Below are 24,365 nucleotides of genomic sequence, written 5' to 3'. Positions count from 1 at the left end.
TATGAAAGGTATTATTCTGGCTGGTGGCTCGGGAACGCGTTTGCACCCGATCACTCGCGGCATCTCAAAACAGTTGCTGCCTATCTATGACAAGCCAATGATCTACTATCCTTTGTCAGTGTTAATGCTGGCTGGGATCCGCGAAATTCTGGTGATTTCGACACCGGATGATTTGCCAATGTTCCAGCGTTTACTGGGCGATGGTCATGAATTTGGAATCGAATTGAGCTACGCGGAACAGCCTTCTCCAGATGGACTGGCTCAAGCATTTATTATTGGTGAAGAGTTCATTAATGGGGACTCTTGCTGCTTAGTGCTCGGAGACAATATTTTCTTCGGCCACTCATTCAGCCCTAAATTAATGTCAGTTGCGGCACGTCAAAAGGGCGCGACGGTATTCGGCTACCAAGTCATGGATCCTGAGCGTTTTGGTGTGGTGGAATTTGATGACAATTTCAAAGCGTTGTCTATCGAAGAAAAACCAAAACAGCCGAAATCAAACTGGGCAGTGACGGGGTTATATTTCTATGATAACCAAGTGGTTGATTTTGCTAAGCAAGTAAAACCTTCCGAACGTGGTGAATTAGAAATTACCTCCATCAACCAAATGTATTTAGAGCGCGGCGAGCTTAGCGTTGAGCTGCTCGGTCGTGGATTTGCTTGGTTAGATACGGGAACCCATGACAGCTTAATTGAAGCCGGAACTTTCGTTCAGACCGTTGAGAAACGCCAAGGCTTTAAAGTGGCTTGTTTAGAAGAGATTGCATGGCGTAATGGCTGGTTGTCTGACGACCAAGTTAAAGAAGCCGCAGCTCGCTTGAATAAAACAGGCTATGGCAAATATTTAGAGGACTTACTTCGTGTCCGTCCGCGCCAATATTGATCCCCTAGATTGGGAATCTGATTTTTTCAAACGTTCAACGGCGAAACTGGATTTCGCCGCGACTGATGCGCAGATTATTCTTTCTTATCAATTGGATAAGTTTGATATTGTGCAAGCGAAAGTTGCGGCATCCGAGACAGCTAAAATCGATGAACTTGCCAGTATGGGATTCAGTTTTGTTGAAGGCGAAATTGATTTTTCGTTAACTATTGGCACAGAAAATGCTTATCTAAACACAGCGTTATCAGAGACGGATAATGTGGTTGTTGCACAAACAGGGGATATTGTTTCTCTGCGCGACACTGCTGCCTCTGTGTTTAGTCGCAGTCGCTTTAGAACCCCTTGGTACCATGAAGGGGACAGCGGCCGGTTTTATGCATTATGGATAGAAAAAGCCGTTCTCGGCACCTTTGACCATACCTGTTTACTCCTTAGAGATAATGCAGGTGATATTTTAGGTTTCGTTAGCCTACGCAACCTTGATGCAGATACAGCGCGAATTGGGCTGTTAGCGGCAACGCCAAGTGCAACAGGGCGCGGTATCGGTCGGAAATTAATGTCAGCAGCGTATCAGTGGTGTGTGCAACACCAAAAAAGACAGTTAAATGTTGCCACGCAAATGAGCAATGTTGCGGCGTTAAATCTTTATTCACGTAGCGGTGCGGCTATCGCCAGCACAGCATATTGGTTATACAGGGGACAACATGATTCCATTTAATAAACCACCCGTTGTAGGTACTGAAGTTGAGTATATGAAGCAGGCCATGGCAAGTGGCAAACTGTGCGGGGATGGTGGTTTCACTAAGCTTTGTGAAGAGTGGATGGAGAAACGCTTTAACTGCCCGAAAGTCCAGTTAACGCCGTCTTGCACCGCTTCATTAGAAATGGCAGCGATCCTGATTGATATTAAGCCGGGTGATGAAGTCATCATGCCAAGCTTTACCTTCGTATCGACCTCTAACGCATTCGTGTTACGTGGTGCCAAAATTGTGTTCGTGGATATTCGCCCAGATACGATGAATATCGATGAAACCAAAATTGAAGCGGCAATCACTGATCGTACTCGTGCAATTGTTCCTGTTCACTACGCAGGCGTGGCTTGCGAAATGGACACCATCATGGCGATTGCGAAGAAACACAATTTATTTGTGATTGAAGACGCTGCGCAAGGCGTGATGTCTACTTACAAAGGTAAAGCACTAGGTACCATCGGTCATATTGGTTGCTATAGCTTCCATGAAACTAAAAACTACTCTTCAGGTGGTGAAGGTGGTGCGACCTTAATCAATGATAAAGCGTTGATTAACCGTGCAGAAGTGATCCGCGAAAAAGGTACAAACCGCAGCCAATTCTTCCGTGGTCAAGTGGACAAATACACCTGGCGCGACATCGGTTCAAGCTACCTGTTATCTGACTTACAAGCAGCCTATTTGTGGGCGCAGTTAGAAGAAGCAGACAAAATCAACGAACGCCGCTTACTGTTGTGGGATCGCTATTATCAAGCGTTACAACCGCTGGTGGCTGCGGGTCGTTTAGTGTTAGCAACTGTACCGGAAGATTTGAAACATAATGCCCATATGTTCTATATCAAACTCAAAGATGTGGAAGAGCGCACAGAGTTTAATGACTATATGAAATCTCATGGGATTTTGACTGTTTTCCACTATGTACCTCTACACACCAGCCCTGCTGGAATGGAATTCGGTTATTTCCACGGTGAAGATAAGTACACTTCGGTTGAAAGTGACCGTTTAGTGCGTCTGCCAATGTTCTACAACATGACAGACGACGAGCAACAAGTGGTTATTGAGCGAATCAAAGCGTTCTTTGCCTAATGTCACTCGCTAAAGCATCGGTTTGGACTGCTGGGTCTACCCTGATTAAAATCGGGGTGGGCCTATTGATCGTGAAATTATTTGCAGTCTCATTTGGCCCTAGCGGTGTGGGTCTGGCGGGGAACTTCCGCCAATTAATTACAGTGCTAGGCGTATTGTCTGGCGCAGGGATCTTCAATGGTGTCACAAAATATGTGGCAGAACACCATCAAGACCCGCAGAAATTACGGGCTGTTCTGGGAACGTCGTCAACGATAATCCTCGGATTCTCAACGCTACTGGCGATTATTTTCTTGCTATGCAGTGCCCCGATCAGTGCCGCACTATTTGATACTGAGCAATACAGTGGCGTGATCCGCATGGTTGCCTTGATTCAAATGGGCATCGGGTATGCGAACTATTTCTTGGCGATTTTGAAAGGTTACCGGGATGCTGCTGGGAATGCGACGGCCATCATTTTTGGTAGCATAATCGGCGTGGTCGCCTATTATTTATGCTATCTGATGGGGGGATATGATGGCGCACTTGCAGGGTTAGCATTGGTGCCCGCGTTGGTAGTACTGCCTGCGGCAGGGATGGTTATTCGACGTAAACAATTTGCGTTGTCATCACTCAAACCTGCATGGGATAAAGCCATTGCTACCAATTTAGGTAAGTTCACCATCATGGCAATGCTAACGGCAATCACACTGCCTGTTGCCTATATCATGATGCGAAATTTACTGGCACAGACCTATAGCTGGGATGAAGTAGGGTTATGGACGGGTGTCACCACGATTTCGGATGCCTATTTACAATTCATCACGGCAACATTTTCGGTCTATTTGCTGCCCACGCTGTCTCGTTTACAGCATAAAAATGAAATTTCTGCCGAAATTGTTAAGGCATTGAAGTTTGTATTACCTGCTGTTGCCGCCGTCAGCTTTACGGTTTGGCTGCTGCGTGATTTTGCGATTTGGCTGCTGTTCTCCAAAGAGTTTACAGGGATGAGAGACCTGTTTGCTTGGCAGTTGGTCGGCGATGTATTGAAAGTGGGTGCTTACGTCTTTGGTTATCTCGTCATCGCGAAAGCAGCATTGCGTTTTTATGTTCTTACAGAAGTTAGCCAATTTGTCTTGTTAACGGGCTTTGCTCATTGGTTTATTCCTGAGCATGGCGCTGTGGGGGCGACACAAGCCTATATGGCGACCTATATCGTATATTTTACTCTCTGTTGTTGCGTATTTTTGATCTACCGTAGGCGAGCATGACAACCTTAATACATGTACTGGGATCTGATCTCCCGCATCATAATCAGACGGTTTTAACGTTTTTTAATAACGTTATTTGCCAAGAGATGGCACCGTCACAAAAGCCGCATTTTATGGTGGTGAGCCAGGATGCGCAGCTTGCTGCTGCCTATCCGATGCTTGAAATTGAAGTTTTTGACAGCAAACAATCTATTGCAGACAGCGTTATTCGTCGCGCGAAAGCGGAGCGTCGTACACGCTTTTTCTTCCATGGGCAATTTAATGCGCCAATTTGGTTAGCACTGCTTTTTGGCAAGATAAAATCCCATCAATTCTGGTGGCATATTTGGGGGGCTGATCTCTATGAAGAATCTAGCTCGCTGAAATTTAAGCTGTTTTATATTCTACGTCGTCTGGCTCAAAAGAAAGTGGGGCACGTTTGTGCAACGCGGGGAGATTTGTGCCATTTTCAGCAGTCGAATCCTAATGTGCCATCGTCGGTTCTCTATTTCCCGACTCGTATGGATCCGGCATTGACGCTAAACGAACGTCAGCCTCGTGAGGGCGAGCAATTAACTATCCTGCTCGGTAACTCAGGTGACCGATCTAATCGTCATGTGGAAGCGCTGAGCGCGATTAAACAGCAATTTGGTGACAAGGTGAAGGTGATAGTCCCGATGGGCTACCCAGCGAATAACCAAAACTATATTGCAGAAGTTGAGCAAGCAGCACAAAGCGAATTCCCTGATGGGCAAGTGGATATTCTCAAAGAACGTATGGCATTCGATGACTATCTAAATTTGCTGAAAACCTGCGACCTTGGCTACTTTATTTTTAATCGCCAACAAGGGGTTGGAACGGTTTGCTTGCTTATTCAGTTCTCTATTCCTTTTGTCATTAGCCGCCAAAATACCTTCTGGCAAGATTTAACGGCGCAGAATGTCCCGGTCTTTTTCTATGGTGATGAGCTGACTCTGCCATTAGTGGATGAAGCACAACGTCAAATGAATTCGCTTAATAAACAGCATATTGAATTCTTTGCGCCTAACTTTACTGATGGCTGGAAACAGATCCTCAGCATTGCGGAGGCGAAAGCATGACATTGCTTGAATTGGGTGGCTTAGCGCTTATCTACCTAATCTCTATTATCTTTATCGGCACGCTGATGTATAAAGAGTTTTTACGTGTGCGCTTTAATTTTAATATTTTCTTTACTTTATTGTATTTATTGACGTTTTACTTCGGGTTTCCGCTGACTTGTGCATTGGTTTTCCAGTTTGATGTGGCAATCGTCCCCGCAGATTACTTGATGTATGCCATGCTGGCGTCAACCAGCTTCTACGCCATTTACTATGTGACGTACAAAACGCGTTTAACTAAGCGCGTGGATACCCAGCGTCGCGCCGTATTTAGCATGAATAAAGTGGAAACCAATCTGACCTGTCTACTGTTGATCTCTGTCGCTGTGGTTACTGTAGGTATTTTCTTCATGGATAACGGCTTTTTGCTATTTAAGTTGAAATCCTATAGCCAGATATTCTCCAGTCAGGTGTCGGGCGTGGCCTTGAAGCGCTTTTTCTACTTCTTTATTCCTGCCATGCTGATTGTCTATTTCTTGAAACCCACGCAAAAACGCTGGATTTTCTTCCTGATCAGCACGGTCTCATTCGGTTTCTTAACTTATGTGATTGTGGGCGGAACCCGTGCCAACATTATCTTGGCATTTGCTCTGTTCCTGTTTATTGGGATTGTTAGAGGCTGGATCACACTTTGGATGCTGGCTGCGGCGGGTGTGGCAAGCATTGTCGGGATGTTCTGGTTAGCACTCAAACGTTATGGTCTTGATGTGAGCGGTGCCGAAGCATTTTACACCTTCTTGTATCTAACCCGTGATACGTTCTCGCCATGGGAAAACTTAGGGTTATTGCTCAGCTATTATGACCAAATGGAATTCCAAGGTTTAGCGCCGATTATCCGTGATTTCTATGTGTTCATTCCTGCATGGGTATGGCCGGAGCGCCCTGATACAGTATTAAATTCGGCTAACTATTTTACGTGGGAAGTGCTTAATAACCATTCTGGGTTAGCGATTTCGCCTACGTTAATTGGTTCGCTGGTGGTCATGGGGGGAGTACTGTTTATCCCGCTGGGTGCCATCGTGGTGGGTATGATCATTAAATGGTTTGACTGGATTTATGGTTTAAGCCTAAAAGAATCCAATCGCTACAAGGCTGCGATTATGCAGGCATTTTGTTTCGGTGCCATCTTCAACATGATTGTATTAGCCCGTGAAGGCGTCGATTCCTTCGTTTCGCGCGTGGTCTTTTTCTGTTTAGTCTTCGGACTATGTTTAGTGTTAGCTAAATTACTGTACTGGTTATTTGAAAGTGCCGGTCTTATTCGTACCAAAGCCGCTTTATATTTAAAAAGTGGTCAACGGGAAAGCCGTTAAAAGGAGCATCATGGAACAGTCGTCAATTCCTCAATATAGCATCAGAGGTCATAATATTTGGGGCTTTAAAAACATGGCCCACTTTTTAGACTATTTGTTTGCTGACGGTGAGACCAAAACAGGCACACTTGTGGCTATCAACGCAGAAAAAGTGATGATTGCGGAGCAAGATACCGCACTGAATACCTTATTAGGGCAGGCAGAATACCTTTATGCCGATGGGATCAGCATTGTGCGTGCGATTCGCCGTAAATACCCGAAAGCGGAGGTTTCTCGTGTGGCAGGTGCCGATTTATGGGAAGGCTTAATGGAACGCGCAGGAAAAGAAGGCACCCCAGTATTTTTAGTGGGTGGCAAGCCAGAAATTCTTGAGCAAACGAAAGCGAAGCTTCGCGCACAATGGAATGTGAACATTGTGGATTCCCAAGATGGCTACTTTACGGCAGAAGACCGCAGTGCGCTGTTTGAGCGAATTCATGCAAGCGGTGCCAAGATTGTGACAGTGGCAATGGGCTCTCCTAAGCAAGAAATCTTTATGCGTGATTGCCGTGTCGTGCATCCTGATGCGCTGTATATGGGCATCGGTGGAACTTATGACGTATTCACTGGGCACGTTAAGCGTGCACCTAAAGTTTGGCAAAACTTAGGGTTAGAATGGCTGTATCGCTTACTTTCCCAACCTACGCGAATTAAACGACAGTTTAAATTGCTGAAGTTTTTAGGCTACTACTACGGTGGTAAGCTTTAAGTCCCTTTCTGACTGAATAGACCCGCATAATGCGGGTTTATTTATTTCTGGCGTACTCATTCTCGCTTCAAAAATACCTGCAATTGTTCAAAAATAGATGCAACCTAAGGGATCTCACGGTATCTTGGGGGATTGTGTTTTTTATCTTATTTTCGACAACCAGCCGCGATGACTAAAAAGTTATGGCTATTAGAGCTGCGGATATCGAATGGTTATTATCGACAGGGGAAATTATGGATAAGCCACAGCAAGGTCTTCAGCGAGGGCTAGAAGCCCGTCATATTGAGCTGATTGCTTTGGGCGGAACAATTGGAGTTGGGCTATTTATGGGTTCAGCGAGTACGTTGAAGTGGGCGGGGCCATCCGTATTACTGGCGTATATTATCGCAGGGCTGTTTGTCTTCTTCATCATGCGTTCAATGGGTGAAATGCTCTTTCTAGAGCCAGTCACGGGTTCATTTGCTTCATTCGGTTATAAATATCTAAGCCCTTTTTGGGGATGTTTAACCGCGTGGGGTTATTGGTTTATGTGGGTCGCAGTTGGGATTTCAGAGATAACCGCAATAGGGGAATATGCAAAGTATTGGTTCCCTGATGTGCCCCAGTGGATATTTGCGATGGTTGCTGTTGCATTGGTGGCACTGGCAAACCTCGCCGCAGTGAGGCTATATGGCGAGCTGGAATTCTGGTTTGCGATGATAAAAGTCACTACGATTGTGGTGATGATTTTGATTGGACTGGGGCTGATTTTCTTTGGTTTGGGTAATAACTTTGAGCCAATTGGCTTGGGTAATCTGACAGAACACGGTGGCTTCTTTGCTGGTGGCTGGAAAGGTTTCTTATTTGCGTTGTGTATTGTGGTGGCGTCGTATCAAGGCGTTGAGCTCGTCGGGATCACCGCAGGAGAAGCCAAAAACCCACAAGTGACACTGAAAAAAGCTATCAATAATATTCTGTGGCGTATTCTTATTTTCTATGTCGGCGCTATTTTTATTGTGGTGACGCTGTTCCCGTGGACGGAAGTCGGGCAACAAGGCAGCCCGTTTGTGATGACGTTCGCTAAAGTGGGAATTGTCTCGGCAGCCGCTGTCATTAACTTTGTGGTGCTCACCGCAGCATTGTCTGGCTGCAATAGCGGCATGTACAGCGGCGGGCGTATGTTATATGCGCTGGCGCAAAATAAGCAGTTACCGAGTGGATTATTAAAACTAACGAAAAATGGCGTTCCAGCGCGTTGTGTCGGTTTTACTATCTTATGTTTAGTCGCTGGGTCGAGTTTGAATTACATCATTCCAAATCCAGAGCAGGTGTTTGTGTATGTGTATAGTGCGAGCGTCTTGCCGGGAATGGTGCCGTGGCTCGTGATCTTGACCAGCCAACTACGTTTTCGCAAGCAGAACCAGCAGCAGATGGCAGGGCATACGTTTAAATCAATTCTGTTTCCATGGGTGAACTACGCCACACTGCTGTTTTTAGCCTGTGTGTTGGTGGGGATGGCGATTAACCCAGAAACGCGTTTGTCACTGATTGTCGGGGCTATCTTTTTATTGACGGTTTCAGGGCTTTATTTTGTGATCCGCAGTCTGAGCCGTAAGGAAAAAAGTCCATCGTAAAAATATTTTGTGAGTAAAATTTCATCTAATAGACGAGAAAGAGGGAAAAAATGCTCTCTTTCTCGACGAAATGGATAAAAGGCAAGCAATCGATAATTTTATTGAAAAAAGGACTAGACAGCAGGGGGATAAATCCGTACTATCCTCTCCCGCAACGGCGTTAAGCGCCCGTAGCTCAGCTGGATAGAGCGCTGCCCTCCGGAGGCAGAGGTCTCAGGTTCGAATCCTGTCGGGCGCACCATCAAAAGGTGACAAGCTACGGTGGCAAAACAAAGTTGTATGGAGTAGTATGACAACACTTTGAAATAAGTGAAGTTATGGTGGCTATAGCTCAGTTGGTAGAGCCCTGGATTGTGATTCCAGTTGTCGTGGGTTCGAGTCCCATTAGCCACCCCATTTTTTTTGTGATATTGCGAGGGTGGCGGAATTGGTAGACGCGCTAGCTTCAGGTGTTAGTGTCCTATGGACGTGGGGGTTCAAGTCCCCCCTTTCGCACCACGAAAAAAATGATGTCGAGTTACTGCCTTAAGCAGTTAAATTTCGGCGAGTAGCGCAGCTTGGTAGCGCAACTGGTTTGGGACCAGTGGGTCGGAGGTTCGAATCCTCTCTCGCCGACCAATTTAAAGAACCCCGCTCAATCGAGCGGGGTTTTTGCATTTTGAAGCCTTAACTATTTCTAACCTGATTCTTTTCCCTTCCGTATTCTTATCTTTATCCTTGAATCTGTTTTTTATTATCTTTATTCTCGAGACCTTCGGTATTGCTCTTAATAAAATAAGAATAGTTCTTATCTGAATGGTCTTGTAACATTATGTTTTTAATGAATAAAAATATTTGTCGCAGATCCGATACAAACCCCCATTTTCTTGTCGTCAAAAAGAGACATTTTACTGATTGATTTATATAGAAAAATTAATAGGTATTCTAAGCTGTCTCTAAATTGAGACAAAGTAGCTGAATCGAACAGAATGAGATTTAGTAAGAATGCAGTGTTAAAAAATCACAATAAGTAAGAAATAAAAATATCGTTTAAAAGCAGGGGAGTTACAGGGTGAGAAAAGAAAAACGTGGGAAGATATAAAAGTTGGCACGCATTCTGCATTATCTATTATGTAGATGCTCATCCCACTTATTATGACAGCCTAGCTTCATAAACCCAGGGATGACGCAAAGCCGATTATCGGTGCCTATTGTCCAATTTAGATGATCAAGAGCTAATCCTCTTACCATCAGCGAACGGGCGAAACGTTGAGTGAGGCACCATCCGTCTGTAGACCTGATTGTTATTTACACCTGCTTCGGCAGGTGTTTTTTTTTGTATCAATCTTGGGTTGTCATTTCCTTTCCTAACCTGATGAGCATTAGGAAAGAAACATTATCTACTCGCTTACGCTTTTTTCTCTTTGCTTAACCACTTACTGATCCAGCGAGTCACATAGGTATAGGCAATAATAATAAAGGTAATAATAAAGATATCTTTATTCAGATCGGCGGTATTGAAGCCAATGATCGAAATAAAAATAAACGGGGATAAAATCAGAAGTAGCAGGTCAAAAAAGATCTGTAAACGATTTTGGCTCGCTACAATCCAACGCCAGAGAGTTTTCACTACATTCATATCTTTATCCTGAATTCATTCAAAACGAAAATGTATACGATTATTTATACACTATGTGACCCTTTTATAACATAGCAATATGCGGTTTGCCTCGATTCGCTAAAAGTGACGCTCACAGAGACTATCTTTTTGAGATAAATAGTAAAGATCCAAACCGTAGACATAAAAAACGCCTCGGACTAGGAGGCGTTTTAGGTCAAAGCTCAACGAATGAGTTAAAAATTTATGCCTTTACTCGCTCTTGCTTGAGGGAGTGAGTGAGCGCCTCTTGGCGAATTTTCGCTGCTTCATTCGGTTTGTGTAGTTTGTCATAAGCATCGGCTAACCAAGCAGCATCATAAGCATCAAAACGCTGTGCCAATGCAGCTTTAAAGTAGCTTTCTGCTTTTTCCCATTGGGCATGTTGAAGTGCAAGGATCCCTAATGTGCTATTGAGTAATGGTGTTGCACCAGACTGTTTGACGAGGCTTAACAGTGTTTTTTCAATCGCTTCAGGTTGTTCGCTTTGTAATTTCGGGATCAGCAGCAGTAAACGTTCGTCATATTGCTGTTTTAATCCCTCAATGATCATTTTTTCTGCACTGCGCGTATCACCACATTCAATTAAATGTTCAGCTAAGAAGGCTTGTAAAGGGACTTCATGGCGAACTTTACGCGGTTGAGCTTTCCACCAATTTTTCAAGCCATCGCTACCACCTTCAGCCATACATTGGTTCATTAGTCCTTTGTACGCTTTGAGTTTTAATGCTTCAAGCTCATCTTCATTGTGTAATTGGACTTTTGCCATAATTGGCAGCAGCTCAATGAGTGCCTGGTATGCTCCGCTACCTAAGTAAGCTTGTTCAGCTAAGCGTAAAATTTCTGGGTGACGTGGCGCTTGGTCGAGTAGCTTGTCGATACCATTACGGGCAGCATGAATTTCGCCTTCCGCCAATTGGATGCGAACACGGCTAATATCCACGGGAAGTTGATCTTTACCTGCGGCTTCAGCAGCTCTATCTAAATATTGATGGGTACGATAACTATCCCCACGTTGCTGGGCGGCTTCTGCTGCCATCAAGTAGTTAATGACTGGTTGCTGAGAGTAATCAGCGTGCTTACTCATTAATTTCTCAACTTGCTCCAAATCCCCTTCGGCTAATTTGAGTAAGGCTTTTTGAGTTTGAGTATGCGCTTTATGGTATTTGTGGCCGCTGAGCCAGCCTTTTGTTCGTGAGGTAGTGCTCATAAAGCGGCGGTAGCACCATCCAAGGAATAACAGAACAAATTGCAGCAGAATAAAGCACAGCACAAGGCTGGTGACGCTGGTTGTAATATCGTGGCTATCGGTACGAATAAATACATAGCCTTGGTGCCCTGCTAATAGAGGGCCCAAGATAATGCCAGCAATCAGGACGATAAAGAGAACAAAGACTTTAATCATGATCACCCCTTATGCTCAGGGGCGTTTGCCGCATCCGTTACAGGAGCTTCGGCGGCAACGTCCGGTTTGTTGGTTTGCGTATCTGCGGGGATTGTTGCCTCTTCGGCAGCTTTAGCGGCTTCTTTTACCGCCTCAAGCGCGGCATCAACGGCAACGCCAGTCGGTTCTGGATTTTGAGATAGCAAATTACGTACTCGCGTTTGCATCACTTTTTCCAGCTTCGCTTGGCTTTCTAAAGTTTCAGGCATATCGGCATCAATCGGTTGATTAATTAAATCATCGAGTTCCGTTAAAAATGCTTTAGTGGCTGGCGCTTCTACATCAAAGTAAGCACGCACCCACGTAGACGCTTGTTCAAGAGATTGTTTATACGTTTCTTCTTGATAACGCGGTACCGCTTGGGCTGCAATGAGCAATTGGGAACGAATATTCTCACGCAGGTAAATATCTTGGTTTGGGGCTAGCAATGGGGCTTCAGAACCATCACGGGCGCGCACGGTGATGAAATCGCTTGTGAAACTTTTCCAGCTGCGTGCGAGGTTATCTTGCCAGTCTGCAATGTCGCCACTGACATCGGTGCCAGTCTCTTCCGGTGCATCACCATTATTTAAATCGGCGAGGCGTAAGTTATCGACATCGTTACTGAGCTGATTCAAACGTAAAATAATGCCGTCATAGTCAATTTGGTTGATGGCAGCTAAGCGGTTCATATCATTGGCGATAGCTTTACGAATATCCAGCAAACTTGGATCATTCATTTCCGCTAAACTGGTGTCTGCGCTTTTTAATAGTACGGCAGCGGTGACAGGATCATGGTCATTCCATAATTTGCGGCCCGCCATTTTCACCATAAAGTCGGCTTGGGCAATCAGCCAGTTTTTTACGTCAGAGCTGGAAAGTGCAGTGACGTGAGCTTGTAATTCTTGCATGCGACGGTTGAGTTGATCTTCATAATCACGCGAATGGTTTTTCAGCTCCGTGTTGGTCGCGATGAGCGCATCCACACGTTGCCTATCGGCATTTTGTTGTTCAACTAATTCACTAACTTGCTGTTTCAGTTGGTTATTATCATGAACCAATTGCGCATTGCTTTGCTGAGTAAAGTAGTACATCCCGCCGCCCATGACGACGATAATGGCGATAGCGATCGCACTGACTGCAAGACCAGGGCGTTTCTGTTTGGATGAAGGCGTCAGCTGACGAGTTTCTTTTTTCTCTGTCACAGCTTCATCATTAACAGTGTCGGTAATTTTGTCTTGTTCCGTCATAAATTAGCATCCCATATCGGTTGAAATTAATGCTTCAAGTAAAGCGTGATTATCTGCGCTAGTTGCCACGCAGACTCGACGCCACCCACTTTGGCGGGCTTTTTCTGCAATTCGTTCGCTGACAACCAGTAGCCGGCGGGAATACCACCATTGTTGCATATCTTCAGCAATCAAATCGTTAAGTAGGGTCAACATTTCACCGCTTGTCACCACAATGTCGGTGATATCCGTGTTAAGCCAAGTTTGGTTAAACTTAGGCTTATCATAGTGTACAGGTCGCCTTGCGTAGCATTCGCAGTAATCAACATCTGCACCTCGGGCGCGTAATGTTGAGGCAAGGAGTTCACGTCCACCATTACCTCGCAGGAGTAAGGCGCGTTTTCCCTCTAAATTTTGCAGGTCAGGGTGGGTGAGTAACACCTCGCTGGTTTCTCCTGCTTCAGCCCAACGGATAGTTTGCCCAGTTAGTTGCTGAAAATAGTGACCTGTAGATTGTCCTATACCATAGTAGAATAACTTATCTGACCAGTCTCGTCCTGCTTGTTCCAATGCTAAATTTGCATACCAGACGGCATTTTTGGATAAAAGAAAGACAAGGTCGTTTTCCGATAATCCATCTAAGCGAGAGCACAAAGTATTGAGTTGTGCACCTGCTCCAATCGTAATTAAGGGAGCCGGATAAGCCTGCCCCCCAGTAGCATTAATGGCTGTTATCAACGCGGAGCCAGATGGCTCTGGGCGAGTAACAAGGACCCTCATGCGGGTGCATTGCCTTTATAGACTTCCGCAAGAATTTCACGGGCACCATTATCAAGCAACTCTTCCGCGAGAGAAATACCGGCTTGGATTGCGTCGGCAGGCGCGATTAAGCGTTCTCCACGAATGACTTGGCTACCATCTGGGGCACCGACGAGCGCGCGTAACCAGATTTTATCCCCTTGCCAAATAGCATAGCTCCCAATAGGGACTTGGCAACCGCCTTCAAGGCGCATGTTCATGGCGCGCTCAGCAAGGACACACACGGAAGTTTCATCGTGATTCAATGCTGCCAGTAAATCACGGGTGCGTTGATCATCTAAGCGGCACTCGATACCTACAGCGCCTTGTCCAACGGCAGGTAAAGATTGCTCTGGCTCCAGTGCGGTTTTGATGCGCTCATCGAGTTCTAAGCGTTTTAGGCCTGCCACAGCAAGGATAATGGCATCGTATTCGCCATTGTCGAGTTTAGACAGGCGGGTGCCGACGTTGCCGCGTAGGTCACGGATAACTAAATCTGGACGTAATTCTCTTAACTGGCACTGACGGCGTAAGCTGGATGTACCGACGATGCTGCCCGCAGGGAGTGCATCAATATTGGCATAATGGTTAGAAACGAACGCATCTCGTGGGTCCTCGCGCTCACAAATGGTGACTAAGCCTAACCCTTCAGGGAACTCTACAGGCACGTCTTTCATTGAGTGAACGGCAATATCCGCGCGACCTTCAAGTAAAGCTAGCTCTAATTCTTTGACGAATAAACCTTTTCCACCGACTTTCGCTAATGGGGTATCTAAAATAATGTCCCCTTTGGTGACCATAGGGACTAACTCTACCTGTAAGCCGGGATGGCGTTGCTCTAATTCTGTTTTTACGAAATAAGCTTGCCATAAGGCGAGAGGGCTTTTACGCGTTGCGATACGCACGATATTTGTTGATGTCATTTCACTGTTTTCTCAGGCGAATATCGCCGCAGATTAACCATACAATTGGCGTTAGTTTTAACATGTTAGCGGTAATTTTTCCAGTTGGTCGCAGAATGAGCGATATAAGAAGAAAGAACGGATGAGATGTATCAAGAGAAGTTCGCTTTTTTACATCTTTTTTGTGAGCCTCTTAGAAAAATATGACTTAAAAAAGGATCTACATAACAAATTTCTTTAGCTATTCGTGCTTTTTTAGAATTGCAGTGGGGATTATTTTGCAGCAATTTTGTTGAAGCGTGTAAGCGTAGACCCTGCCAGCACTGGGCTGAATTTAGATTAAGGCTGCTTTTTTGTTATACAATTCGTGATGGTGATATTATTCCATTGAAAAACAAGGGATATTTCCGCGATACAAAAATAAAAAGTCTTTTTATACAATATGTTGAAAAACAATCTGTACTAAAAATAGACGGGAAAAATTATGTGATCTACTTTACCCTTTTGCTCCAAGGTGTTAAATTGATCACGTTTCCGACAATCCCTTTGAAAAGTAATTTAAGTTTTTCTCTATCTGTTGGGTGCTGGGAAAATTCCCCCAGGTTTGTCATTACATTCTTTCAGTCAGGCGTAACCTTTGTACCTCTATATTGAAACTTTAAAGCAAAGACTTGATGCGATAAACCAATTACGGTTGGAACGCGCGACGGCTTCTATGAGTGAAACCTTTTCGAAGGTTTACAGCTTGCTGCCGGTCTTGTTTCATTATCATCATCCAATGATGCCGGGTTATATTGAAGGCAACGTCCCTCATGGCGTCTGTTTTTTCTCGCCAGATACAGAACAACTCAAATGGTTACAACCTTTCGAACGCTTCTTATCCATTAACAACCAAGCTAATGGTGAATTGCCAATTACAGGCATTTACTCAATGGGTAGTACCTCCTCTGTGGGGCAAAGCCACTGCTCTGATATTGATGTGTGGGTTTGTCATCCTTCTTGGTTAGATAACGAAGAAAAACGATCTTTACAGAAAAAGTGTACGCTAATTGAACAGTGGGCAGCCTCGCTGGGCATTGATGTCACCGTATTTTTAATCGATGAAAACCGTTTTCGCCATAATGCGAGCGGGCATCTTGGTGGTGAAGATTGTGGTTCCACACAACATATTTTATTGTTGGATGAATTTTATCGTACCGCGGTGCGTATGGCTGGGAAACGTCTGCTATGGACAATGGTACCTGTTGAAGAAGAGCAACACTATGACGAATATGTCATGGGATTGTACGCTCAAGGGGTACTGACACCGAACGAATGGCTGGATTTAGGCGGCCTCGGTGAATTGTCAGCTGCGGAATACTTTGGTGCCAGCTTGTGGCAGCTATATAAAAGTGTTGATTCCCCGTATAAAGCGGTGCTGAAAAGTATTTTACTGGAGTCCTACTCTTGGGATTATCCGCACGGTAAGTTGTTAGCGTTGGAGTTTAAACGCCATTTACATGCCGGTGAAATCGTCTGTTATGGATTGGATTCATACTGTTTGATGTTGGAGCGCGTAACCCGTTATCTGACCGAAATTAATGATTCCACGCGTTTGGATTTAATTCGTCGCTGCTTCTATTTAAAAGTCTGTGAAAAGCTTTCTGAAGATGAAGGTGACCAATGTTCCGGTTGGCGACGTGATGTACTGTCCCAGTTAGTGGAGTCGTGGGGATGGAGCGCCGAGCGTCTAGCATTGTTAGATACGCGTAGCCAGTGGAAAATTGAGCGTGTGCGTGAAGCGCATAATGAGCTGCTCGATACGATGATGCAAAGTTACCGTAACTTAATTCGATTTGCCCGTCGTAATAATTTAAGTGTTAGTGCTAGCCCACAAGATATTGGGGTATTAACCCGTAAGTTATATGCCGCGTTTGAAGCGCTACCCGGTAAAGTGACATTAGTAAATCCACAAATCTCACCGGATCTTAGCGAAGAGCACCTGACATTTATTTATGTGCCGGAAGGGCGTGCCAATCGTAGCGGCTGGTATCTGTATAACCAAGCGCCGCAAATCGACACGATTATCGGTCATCAACCGTTAGAATATAACCGCTATCTGAATAAGCTGGTGGCGTGGGCCTATTTTAATGGGTTACTGACTGAAAATACGCAAGTCCATATGCATCATGGTAAATCCCAATGTGATGAACGTAAGTTATTGGAATTAATGCATGATGTATCGAGCCATTTCCCAATAAGATTGTCTGCCCCAACCCCTAAAGCACTGTATAGCCCGTGTGAAATTCGCCACTTAGCGATCATCGTTAACTTAGAAAAAGACCCAACTCAGGTTTATTCTGAGCAGGTGGTGCATGTGGATTTCAGAAAACTGGATATTTTCAGTTTTGGTGAATCTCAGCAGTGTTTGATAAGCAGCATCGATCTTCTGTATCGCAATTCATGGAATGAAGTTCGGACCCTACATTTCAGCGGTGAGCAATGCATGTTAGAAGCGCTGAAAACCATCCTTGGTAAAATGCACCAAGATGCTGCACCGCCTGAAGCGGTTGAAGTCTTCTGTTATAGTGAACATCTACGTGGGCTTATTCGTACTCGCGTGCAGCAGTTAGTGTCCGAATGCATTGAATTGCGCTTATCCAGCAATCGCCATGAACCTGGTCGCTTTAAGGCATTACGCATTGCAGGGCAAACATGGGGCTTGTTCTTCGAGCGTTTAAACGTCTCTGTACAAAAACTCGAAAATGCCGTTGAGTTCTACGGTGCAATCTCCCATAACAAATTGCATGGTTGGCCGGTAAAATTACAAGCGAAAGGGGATAATCATCTTCCTGCGGTTGTGGATGGCTATGCCAGCGAAGGGATTGTGCAGTTTTTCTTTGAAAATACACCCGATAATACAGGGTTTAATATTTACGTATTGGATGAAGCTAATCGCGTAGAAATTTACTCTCATTGTGAAGGTTCCAAAGAAGAGCTAGTGCGCGATGTCAGCAAATTCTACTCTTCCTCCCATGACCGTTTTACCTACGGTGCTAACTTTATCAATTTCAATTTGCCGCAGTTTTATCAAATTGTGGAAGAAGAAGGCAAAAAGCAAGTTATTGTCTTCTCTGACGCTTCTTGGTCATTTACTGAAGATGAAGAGGACGATGAATATCCCTCGTCACCACAATTAAACCAGTCTGAACAACTAGACCACTCCAAACAGCACGCTCAATATTATTAATTTTATTATGTTGATTTTATTATGATAAAAAACAGACAGAGTAAGTTATAGACTCTGCCTGTGATTTTTGATGTGCGTGTTTAGAACGAGAATGGGAAGTGGCTTTGGAAGGTAATCGCATTGCCCAGCATGGACAAAAACTCTTGACCTGAGCGGTCGCAAATCCATTTTCCATCTTTATAATCATAATGATAGCCACCTTGTTTGGTTGCTAACCAGATCTGGTGGAAGGCTTCTTGCTTGTTGATGATGATTTTGCTGCCATCTTCAAAGCTTAAGGTCATGACGCCGCCATTAATTTCACTATCAATATCCGCATCGCCATCGTAATTATCTAAATGCTCTTCAATCGAGCTGAGCAATTGCTCAGCTAACTGATGAAATTCGCTATCGTTCATGATGTATTTCCTGTTTATACTTTTATTTAGGCGAAATTATAGGGTTGAATGTGTTCAGGGGTCAAACGGCGTACATCTTACTTGTGAGATGCCATTTGAATTATTTAACGTATATAATATTAATATGTTTGATAAACAGGCGTGATTTGAAAAGCGACTCCTGTTACTGTGTGAAATATCAGATTGCAAAATTTAGTCTTACAGGCGAAACATCATAATGAAAAAAAGTTTATTTGGACTTAGCGCACTTCTCGTTTTATTCACCCTTTCTGGCTGTGGCTTAAAAGGGCCGTTGTATTTTCCGCCTGAAGACAATGCAGCGGTGCCTGCTAAATCTGACGTGCAATCTAAAGCTCCAAGCAGCTCGAACCAAGAGCCTGCTGCGACCAAACAGTAAGCCTCTGTTATGGAACGTGAATTGCAGTTCTCAAAAATGCATGGTTTAGGCAATGATTTTATGGTGGTGGATGGCGTCACTCAGAACGTTTATTTTTCACCTGAACTGATTTGTCGCCTAGCGGATAGGCATACTGGCGTCGGTTTTGACCAACTTTTACTGGTTGAAGCCCCTTATGATCCTGATCTCGATTTCCATTACCGTATTTTTAACGCAGATGGCAGTGAAGTTGCACAATGTGGCAACGGAGCGCGCTGTTTTGCACGTTTTGTCCGTTTAAAAGGTCTGACAAACAAACAAAAAATTAAAGTGAGCACCCAGTCTGGGCGTATGACTCTCACAATTAATGAAAATGATGATGTTTGTGTGAATATGGGCGAGCCTGATTTTGAACCGCAAAACGTCCCGTTTCGTGCCGTCAAAGCGGAAAAGACCTATATTATTCGGGCTCAAGAACGTACAGTGTTTGCGGGGGTTGTCTCCATGGGTAACCCGCACTGTGTGGTACAAGTGGACAGTGTCCAAACCGCAGAGGTAGAAGTGTTGGGCCCTGCATTAGAAAGCCACGAACGCTTCCCTGAACGTGCCAACATCGGTTTTATGGAAATTGTCAGCGCAGACTATATTCGCTTACGTGTTTATGAACGTGGTGCGGGGGAAACCCAAGCGTGCGGAAGTGGTGCATGCGCCGCAGTTGCCGTGGGCGTAGGTCAGGGCTTATTAGCTAGCCGTGTTCGTGTTGATTTACCGGGCGGTTCCCTCGATATTAGTTGGGAAGGCCCAGGATCACCGCTGTATATGACAGGTCCTGCGACCCATGTTTATGATGGAGTGATCCAAATTTAATCTTGATTGAGTGGAAAGAGGGGAATAATGGATAAGCGTGAACAAGTGCCAGAGATTGCTCAGTTAATTGATGAGCAAGATGTGGTGCAATATTTAAAACAGAACCCTTATTTCTTTATTCGCAATGTGTCTCTTGCTGAACATATCAAGGTTCCTCATGCCGTTCAGGAGGCTATCTCGCTTCCTGAATTGGTAATGAGCCGTCAACGCCAAAAAATCAAAAATCTCGAACAGGACATCCGCTTTATGGTGGAACAAGCTCACGAAAATGGGCAGCTGTTCGATGAGCTTCTTTATCTCGTCATTGAAATGTCTTCCGCAAATAGTTTGCGGGAGATGCTGTTTGTGTTGAATCGCTGGGCTAAAAAGCTCGGGCTATCGGGGGCTTCTGTACGCCTGTTTAGTGACAGCTGGCGATTATCTGCGCCATTGGATGCCTACGAATTGGTGCTCCCACGCCGCGTTTTTGACCCAGTACGTATTCAGCGTTTTGGGGATAACCTCAATTATCTTGGGCGGTTAAATGGGCCAGAGCTCCAGCTTTTACTTCCTGATGCCCAAAATGTGGGCTCAGTAGCGATTTCGCTGTTTGGGCATCATGGGGAATCTGGCATGGTGATATTTACCAGCCGTGATCGTGAACATTATCAACAGGGTATGGGCACGGTGATGCTGGAAAAAGTGGCTCAAATTCTACCGAGGTTATTATGTCAATGGATAGAACGCCTGTAGACATTCAGCCAGAAGGGCTGATGATTCAAGTGGAAGCCTTCTTGCGTTACCTCCGTGTTGAACGCCGGTTAAGTCCAGTCACGATAACGAATTATCGCCGCCAATTAGGTGCTATTTGCCAAATTTTAGGTGAACTGAAAGTGAGCCAATGGCAGCAATTGGATATGACGGTGGGGCGCAACATTGCTGCGAAGAGCCGCCGAACAGGCTTGCAAGCAGCGAGCATGGCATTAAGGCTTTCCGCGCTGCGTAGTTTCTGTGATTGGATGGTGCAGCAAGGTGAACTACCAGCAAACCCAGTTAAAACCATTCATGCCCCTAAAGCCAAAAAACGCCTGCCTAAAAATATGGATGTGGACGAAGTTTCCCAACTGTTGAATATGGACAGTGGCGACCCGCTCGTGGTGCGAGACAGAACCATGCTGGAAGTGATGTATGGCGCGGGATTACGTCTCTCTGAACTGGTCGGTTTGGATGTGAAGCACCTTGACCTCAATTTAGGGGAGGTTTGGGTGATGGGGAAGGGCAGCAAAGAACGCAAAATCCCCCTAGGAAAAACGGCCGTGAGCTGGCTAAAACGCTGGCTTGAAATGCGCGAATTGTACGAGCCTGTCGATGGCGCGGTATTTATTTCCACAAAAAGTGGTAAGCGTATTTCGAATCGCAACGTGCAAAAGCGGTTTGAGCAGTGGGGTATCAAACAATCGGTGAATAGCCATATCAATCCCCATAAATTACGTCACTCTTTTGCAACTCATATTCTCGAATCAAGTGGTAATTTACGTGGGGTACAAGAGTTATTAGGTCATGCTAATCTCTCTACCACCCAAATCTATACCCATCTTGATTTCCAACATCTCGCTAATGTTTATGATGTGGCACATCCGCGAGCGAAGAGGGAGAAATCTTAATGCACTTTTACCGTCCGTTATCACCCATTAAAGCGATGACGTTTGATTTGGATGATACGTTGTACGACAACCATCCCGTGATTGATAAAACGGAAGAAGAAGTTTTACGATTTATTCGTGAATATGACCCGCGTTTTCATCATTTTACGAATGATGACATTTATGCGTTTCGCTATCTTGTGGAAGAACAAGAACCGAATATTCGCCATGATATTACCCGCTGGCGCTGGTTATCGTCGAAAATGATGCTGTGCCACTATGGTTACAGTAAAGAGGATGCTCTCAAAGGTGCGGACGATATTATGGCGCACTTTACCTACTGGCGTAATCAAATTCACATTCCGCAATCTACGCATGAAACGCTAGCAAAGTTAGCCGAAAAATTACCGCTGGTGGCGATTACGAATGGTAACGCAGAACCGCAAGCATGTGGGCTGGGGCAATATTTTCAATTCGTATTAAAAGCTGGGCCGGATGGGCGTTCTAAACCATGCTGTGATATGTATCACCTTGCCTCTACGCGTTTGAATATCGAGCCGGGCGCTATTTTACATGTTGGGGATAATCTGCTGACAGACGTCGAAGGGGCGATTAATAGCGGTATGCAAGCCTGCTGGTTCAACGTAGATCATATGACGTTAATGGATGAGAAAGAGGGGCGTATATTGCCTCATGTGGAAATTTGTCGGTTGGATTCTCTCTTGTCATTGGTATAATCCTTTCTCTGTATAAAAACACAGTGGTGATAGCCACTGTTAAACCATTTCGAAACCAATCAGGTTTGAAATGGTTGTTTGGGTTTATGAAAATAAACGAGGAAAATCAAGTTATTGATTTTCGTCTGATAATACAAAGAGGGAAAAACCACGCTTTTCTCCCTCTTTGTCAGTAACCTCACAGTGGTGATAGCCACTGTCTTGCTTTGATGGTAACTATGGACGTCTCATATCTGCTCGAAGGTCTTAATGACAAACAGCGCGAAGCGGTTGCCGCCCCGCGTACTAATTTACTGGTGCTCGCAGGGGCGGGTAGCGGTAAAACACGCGTGTTGGTTCATCGCATTGCGTGGCTTATGTCGGTGGAGAATGCCTCCCCATTTTCGATTATGGCCGTGACGTTTACCAACAAAGCTGCCGCAGAAATGCGTCATCGTATCAATCAGCTGGTGGGTACTAGCGAAGGCGGTATGTGGATCGGTACTTTCCACGGTCTCGCGCACCGTTTACTTCGCCAGCATTACTTGGATGCGAATCTGCCGCAAGATTTCCAAATTCTAGACAGTGATGATCAATACCGTTTGATTCGTCGTCTGCTTAAAGCCATGAATCTTGATGAGAAGCAGTGGCCGCCTCGTCAGGGAATGTGGTACATCAACGGCAAAAAAGATGAAGGGCTACGTCCCCAGCATGTTGAAAGTTATGGTAATCCAGTCGAAGCGACATGGCTGAAGGTGTATCAAGCCTATCAAGAAGCCTGTGATCGTGCAGGGCTGGTGGATTTTGCCGAATTACTGCTACGCGCTCATGAATTATGGCTGAATAAGCCTCATGTTCTTCAACATTATCGCGAGCGTTTTACCAATATTTTGGTGGATGAGTTCCAAGATACCAACAGCATTCAATATGCGTGGATCCGCGTGTTAGCGGGTGACACTGGCAAAGTGATGATCGTGGGTGATGATGACCAGTCAATCTATGGTTGGCGTGGCGCTCAAGTTGAAAATATTCAGCGTTTCTTGAATGACTTTCCTGGCGCAGAAACTATCCGTCTTGAGCAAAACTACCGCTCTACCAATAATATTTTGAAAGCAGCAAATACCCTGATCGCCAATAACAGCGACCGTCTCGGTAAGAATTTATGGACAGAAGGCGGTGATGGTGAGCCTATTTCCCTTTACTGCGCCTTCAATGAGCTTGATGAAGCTCGCTATGTGGTTGGACGAATTAAACAGTGGCATGAAAATGGCGGTGCGCTGCAAGATTGCGCCATCCTTTACCGCAGTAACGCTCAATCTCGTGTGATGGAAGAAGCGTTAATTCAAGGCGCGATGGCATACCGTATTTATGGTGGTCAGCGCTTCTTTGAACGCCAAGAGATCAAAGATGCATTATCCTACCTCCGATTAATTGCTAACCGTAACGACGACGCTTCTTTTGAGCGTGTGGTAAACACACCAACACGCGGCATTGGTGAGCGTACGCTGGATACCGTTCGCCAAACCGCTCGAGATCAGCAACTGACATTATGGGAAAGTTGTGAGTACTTACTTCGCGAACAAGTCTTGGGCGGTCGGGCGGCAAGCTCTATCGAGCGTTTCCTAGAGTTAATCGAAGCATTAGCGAAAGAGACTCAAGAGATGCCACTGCATGTACAGGCTGATCGGGTGATCAAGGACTCCGGTTTGCGAGCGATGTATGAGCAGGAAAAAGGCGAAAAAGCTCAAGCGCGAATTGAAAACTTGGAAGAGTTAGTCAACGCAACCCGCGATTTTAGCTATCAAGATGAAGACCAAGATTTAATGCCGTTGCAGGCATTTTTATCGCATGCGGCGTTGGAGTCGGGTGAAAGCCAAGCGGATGCCAGCCAAGATGCAGTGCAATTGATGACGCTGCACTCAGCAAAAGGACTGGAATTCCCTGTCGTATTTATGGTGGGCGTGGAAGAAGGTATGTTCCCAAGCCAAATGTCGATGGATGAAAGTGGGCGCTTAGAAGAAGAGCGCCGCCTTGCCTATGTGGGTATTACCCGCGCGATGGTGAAATTGACAATCACTTATGCAGAAAGCCGTCGCTTATATGGTAAGGAAGTTTACCATCGTCCTTCACGCTTTATTGGCGAGCTACCGACGGAGTGTGTGGAGGAAGTTCGATTAAGAGCCACTGTTTCACGCCCTGTCAGCCATCAGCGTCTTGGCACACCGATTAGCCAAAATGATTCTGGCTACGCATTAGGGCAGCGAGTGATGCACCCTAAATTTGGTGAAGGTACCATTATTAATCTTGAAGGTAGCGGTGAGCATTGCCGACTACAAATTGCGTTCCAAGGGCAAGGGATTAAGTGGCTGGTGGCGTCTTATGCTCGGTTAGAAATGCTATAGACCTAAT

General features: G+C 45.2%; 21 protein-coding genes and 4 tRNA genes. 19 read left to right on the top strand and 6 right to left on the bottom strand.

All coding sequences use genetic code 11. The annotated features are described in order from the left end of the window. Position 1: 1 nt before the first annotated feature. From rfbA to LDO73_RS16880, 12 genes are all read left to right on the top strand, one after another. On the top strand, positions 2-883 hold the full coding sequence (rfbA, locus tag LDO73_RS16935) for a glucose-1-phosphate thymidylyltransferase RfbA (RefSeq protein ID WP_154628878.1): 882 nt from the start codon (positions 2-4) through the stop codon (positions 881-883). Further along, positions 861-1,601 (top strand): dTDP-4-amino-4,6-dideoxy-D-galactose acyltransferase, encoded by a 741-nt coding sequence (gene rffC, locus LDO73_RS16930; RefSeq protein ID WP_224059513.1) that lies wholly within the window; start codon positions 861-863, stop codon positions 1,599-1,601. The genes rfbA and rffC overlap by 23 nt, the downstream gene beginning before the upstream one ends. Next, on the top strand, positions 1,588-2,718 hold the full coding sequence (rffA, locus tag LDO73_RS16925; protein WP_224059512.1) for a dTDP-4-amino-4,6-dideoxygalactose transaminase: 1,131 nt from the start codon (positions 1,588-1,590) through the stop codon (positions 2,716-2,718). The genes rffC and rffA overlap by 14 nt, the downstream gene beginning before the upstream one ends. Then, a complete protein-coding gene (gene wzxE / locus LDO73_RS16920; RefSeq protein WP_224059511.1) occupies positions 2,718-3,968 on the top strand; it encodes a lipid III flippase WzxE in 1,251 nt (416 codons plus the stop codon). Before rffA ends, wzxE begins: the two co-directional genes overlap by 1 nt. Continuing rightward, positions 3,965-5,047, top strand: coding sequence for a TDP-N-acetylfucosamine:lipid II N-acetylfucosaminyltransferase (locus tag LDO73_RS16915; protein ID WP_224059510.1), 1,083 nt, complete (start codon positions 3,965-3,967; stop codon positions 5,045-5,047). The genes wzxE and LDO73_RS16915 overlap by 4 nt, the downstream gene beginning before the upstream one ends. Next, positions 5,044-6,399, top strand: coding sequence for an ECA oligosaccharide polymerase (gene wzyE, locus LDO73_RS16910; protein WP_224059509.1), 1,356 nt, complete (start codon positions 5,044-5,046; stop codon positions 6,397-6,399). Before LDO73_RS16915 ends, wzyE begins: the two co-directional genes overlap by 4 nt. A gap of 10 nt (positions 6,400-6,409) precedes the next feature. Continuing rightward, on the top strand, positions 6,410-7,147 hold the full coding sequence (wecG, locus tag LDO73_RS16905; RefSeq protein WP_224059508.1) for a lipopolysaccharide N-acetylmannosaminouronosyltransferase: 738 nt from the start codon (positions 6,410-6,412) through the stop codon (positions 7,145-7,147). 233 nt (positions 7,148-7,380) lie between these two features. Further along, entirely contained in the window at positions 7,381-8,760 is a 1,380-nt protein-coding gene (gene thrP / locus LDO73_RS16900) for a bifunctional threonine/serine APC transporter ThrP (RefSeq protein ID WP_224061214.1), read from the top strand. Positions 8,761-8,924: 164 nt separating this feature from the next. Beyond that, positions 8,925-9,001: transfer RNA gene (locus tag LDO73_RS16895), tRNA-Arg, on the top strand. Positions 9,002-9,080: 79 nt separating this feature from the next. Further along, a tRNA-His gene (locus tag LDO73_RS16890) sits at positions 9,081-9,156 on the top strand. 16 nt (positions 9,157-9,172) lie between these two features. Beyond that, positions 9,173-9,258 (top strand) — tRNA-Leu (locus LDO73_RS16885). A 43-nt stretch (positions 9,259-9,301) separates the two neighbouring features. Then, positions 9,302-9,378, top strand: a tRNA-Pro gene (locus tag LDO73_RS16880). Between the two features lie 769 nt (positions 9,379-10,147). Here LDO73_RS16880 and LDO73_RS16875 read toward each other — a convergent pair. The 5 genes from LDO73_RS16875 to hemC all read right to left on the bottom strand — a co-directional run bounded on the left by LDO73_RS16875 (position 10,148) and on the right by hemC (position 14,769). Beyond that, positions 10,148-10,378 (bottom strand): DUF4014 domain-containing protein, encoded by a 231-nt coding sequence (locus LDO73_RS16875; RefSeq protein WP_006658197.1) that lies wholly within the window; start codon positions 10,376-10,378, stop codon positions 10,148-10,150. Positions 10,379-10,601: 223 nt separating this feature from the next. Continuing rightward, entirely contained in the window at positions 10,602-11,801 is a 1,200-nt protein-coding gene (gene hemY / locus LDO73_RS16870; RefSeq protein ID WP_224059507.1) for a protoheme IX biogenesis protein HemY, read from the bottom strand. 2 nt (positions 11,802-11,803) lie between these two features. Then, positions 11,804-13,069 carry a uroporphyrinogen-III C-methyltransferase gene (gene hemX / locus LDO73_RS16865; RefSeq protein ID WP_224059506.1) on the bottom strand — a complete coding sequence of 422 codons (1,266 nt, stop codon included), beginning with the start codon at positions 13,067-13,069 and terminating at the stop codon, positions 11,804-11,806. Between the two features lie 3 nt (positions 13,070-13,072). After that, on the bottom strand, positions 13,073-13,828 hold the full coding sequence (locus tag LDO73_RS16860; RefSeq protein ID WP_224059505.1) for a uroporphyrinogen-III synthase: 756 nt from the start codon (positions 13,826-13,828) through the stop codon (positions 13,073-13,075). Next, complete coding sequence (hemC, locus tag LDO73_RS16855) at positions 13,825-14,769, bottom strand: hydroxymethylbilane synthase (protein ID WP_224059504.1); 945 nt, start codon at positions 14,767-14,769, stop codon at positions 13,825-13,827. The genes LDO73_RS16860 and hemC overlap by 4 nt, the downstream gene beginning before the upstream one ends. Before the next feature lie 616 nt (positions 14,770-15,385). Between hemC and LDO73_RS16850 the strand changes: the two genes are divergently transcribed. Next, complete coding sequence (locus tag LDO73_RS16850) at positions 15,386-17,977, top strand: class I adenylate cyclase (protein ID WP_224059503.1); 2,592 nt, start codon at positions 15,386-15,388, stop codon at positions 17,975-17,977. 80 nt (positions 17,978-18,057) lie between these two features. Here the strand turns inward: LDO73_RS16850 and cyaY are convergent, their stop codons facing one another. Next, complete coding sequence (gene cyaY / locus LDO73_RS16845) at positions 18,058-18,375, bottom strand: iron donor protein CyaY (RefSeq protein WP_006658190.1); 318 nt, start codon at positions 18,373-18,375, stop codon at positions 18,058-18,060. A gap of 217 nt (positions 18,376-18,592) precedes the next feature. Between cyaY and lptM the strand changes: the two genes are divergently transcribed. From lptM to uvrD, 6 genes are all read left to right on the top strand, one after another. Further along, positions 18,593-18,772, top strand: a complete 180-nt coding sequence (lptM, locus tag LDO73_RS16840) for an LPS translocon maturation chaperone LptM (protein ID WP_224059502.1) — start codon at positions 18,593-18,595, stop codon at positions 18,770-18,772. Positions 18,773-18,793: 21 nt separating this feature from the next. After that, positions 18,794-19,618 (top strand): diaminopimelate epimerase, encoded by an 825-nt coding sequence (gene dapF / locus LDO73_RS16835; protein ID WP_036949260.1) that lies wholly within the window; start codon positions 18,794-18,796, stop codon positions 19,616-19,618. Between the two features lie 27 nt (positions 19,619-19,645). Further along, positions 19,646-20,350, top strand: coding sequence for a DUF484 family protein (locus LDO73_RS16830; RefSeq protein ID WP_224059501.1), 705 nt, complete (start codon positions 19,646-19,648; stop codon positions 20,348-20,350). Continuing rightward, positions 20,332-21,261: a tyrosine recombinase XerC gene (xerC, locus tag LDO73_RS16825; protein WP_224059500.1), complete on the top strand. Its 930-nt coding sequence runs from the start codon at positions 20,332-20,334 to the stop codon at positions 21,259-21,261. The genes LDO73_RS16830 and xerC overlap by 19 nt, the downstream gene beginning before the upstream one ends. Further along, the gene (gene yigB / locus LDO73_RS16820; protein WP_224059499.1) at positions 21,261-21,977 is read left to right on the top strand and encodes a 5-amino-6-(5-phospho-D-ribitylamino)uracil phosphatase YigB; all 717 of its coding nucleotides are present in this window, start codon (positions 21,261-21,263) and stop codon (positions 21,975-21,977) included. The genes xerC and yigB overlap by 1 nt, the downstream gene beginning before the upstream one ends. Positions 21,978-22,195: 218 nt before the next feature. Further along, complete coding sequence (gene uvrD / locus LDO73_RS16815; RefSeq protein WP_224059498.1) at positions 22,196-24,358, top strand: DNA helicase II; 2,163 nt, start codon at positions 22,196-22,198, stop codon at positions 24,356-24,358. Positions 24,359-24,365: the final 7 nt, after the last annotated feature.

Origin of the sequence: Providencia alcalifaciens (assembly GCF_915403165.1) — a bacterium.
Taxonomy (GTDB): Bacteria; Pseudomonadota; Gammaproteobacteria; order Enterobacterales; family Enterobacteriaceae; genus Providencia; species Providencia alcalifaciens_C.
The sequence above is the reverse complement of the archived record's forward strand: the minus strand, read 5'-3'. Positions and strand labels throughout refer to the sequence as shown.